The following is a 1,639-nucleotide window of genomic DNA, read 5'->3' as shown; positions in this document are numbered from 1 at the left end:
ATCAAAAGAATGCAAGAGCACATGCAGTTACATGGAATACGCAAATAAAAAAACAGCTTTTAGATACATTGACAGGCATTATTGAATACGATAAAAAATTTGAAAATCATTATAAAACATTAGTAGAGGCGATCAATACTGGGAATGGAGATACTTTAAAAAAAGGGATTACAGATTTACGGGGGGAAATTCAACAAAATCAAAAGTCTGCAAAAGCATTAATAGAAGAATTAACTAATTTAAATGAAAATATTGGACAAGATGTTAGAGCATTTGGAAGTAATAAAGATCTCTTGCAGTCTATTTTAAAAAGCCAAGGAGCTGCGGTTGAGGATGATCAAAAGCGACTAGAGGACCTTTTAGGGCAAGTAAACTATCAGAAAGACATAGAATCTAAGGGATTGGACATGGTGAAAATCCCCTTTCTTCCCACATTGATTGCTGGTGGTATAATGATAGGTGATGCAAGAGGTAAGTTAGGCTGGCTAGAGCCGGAATTAGCAAAATTACGTCAGAATGTAGATTATAAAATAACATTAAATCGTGTAGTTGGAGTTGCGTTTCATAATATTAGTGAKATGCATARKGCRMTTGATRATGCTATTAMYGCTCTTACTTATATGTCCACGCAATGGGATGATCTAGACTCTCAATATACGGGSGTRCTGGGACATATTGATAAAGCTGATCAAAAAGCTGATCAAAATAGATATAAATTCTTAAACCCTAACTTGAATGCAGCTAAAGACAGTTGGAAAACATTAAGAACAGATGTTGTCACATTACAAGAAGGGATAAAAATTGCAGAGAAAAAAGAACAGGATTTTATGAATCAGCTTCGTCCATCAAACGTTTTCTACTTTTATAAAAAAATTCATAACGCATATACATTTGAAATAAAGACTGGAACAAATGCACCAAATGCGTCTTATAAAGTTATGAATTTAACTAAAAACACTGTTCATAATATGTGGAGTGGAGGACCAAATACAAGTATGTGGGCTGACTGGCTTTCATTCAATCCAAAAGATGAATTTGCGGTGATAGCAGTAGTGGATGGGAAAGAATATGTTGTATATAAAGACAAAGTAGAAAATATAATGAACTGAATCCGAAAAGTTAGACAGAAAAATTACGCAGCAATTGGAGATGGTACACTAAACTGGACACTAAGTTCAGTGAAAAAGATGATTCAGAGAGTTCTGGTGCAAAGTTTTTTAACAGATAATAAGTTGGTATGATTGCAGATGGATTTTATGCAATCCTTAGTAATTGTTGTAATTGGTTCTGGTGCAAAAACTTAAGGACAATTGCAATGAATCTATAAATCTTGGACATACTGTTACTATTACTTTAGAAAGGGTGCGTGATTGGTATGGAAAAGGAAAATGTATTCAAATGGAAGCATTATCAGCCTGATATTATTTTGTTAACGGTAAGATGGTACCTACGGTACAATCTCAGTTTTCGTGATTTGGTGGAAATGCTAGAAGAACGGGGTTTATCCATTTCTCATACAACGATTATGCGTTGGGTTCATCAGTAYGGTCCTGAATTGGACAAACGAATCCGTTCCATGCTAGGGTTCAAATGTTTTGACACAGCTACATCCATTCTTTCTGGAGTTTCTGGAGTAGAA

1 protein-coding gene and 1 pseudogene are annotated in these 1,639 nt (G+C 34.6%); both read left to right on the top strand.

All coding sequences use genetic code 11. The features are described 5' to 3' along the window. Nucleotides 1-1,109 (top strand): hemolysin BL regulatory component HblB (gene hblB, locus AC1DTM_RS25580; RefSeq protein ID WP_477001201.1); only part of this gene is annotated, 1,109 nt, incomplete at its 5' end. Nucleotides 1,110-1,375: 266 nt separating this feature from the next. Next, nucleotides 1,376-1,639, top strand: a pseudogene (locus tag AC1DTM_RS25575) (hypothetical protein); the annotation flags it as partial.

This window comes from Bacillus sp. P4_D3 (genome assembly GCF_056401855.1).
This window is presented reverse-complemented; position numbering and strand designations above follow the sequence as displayed.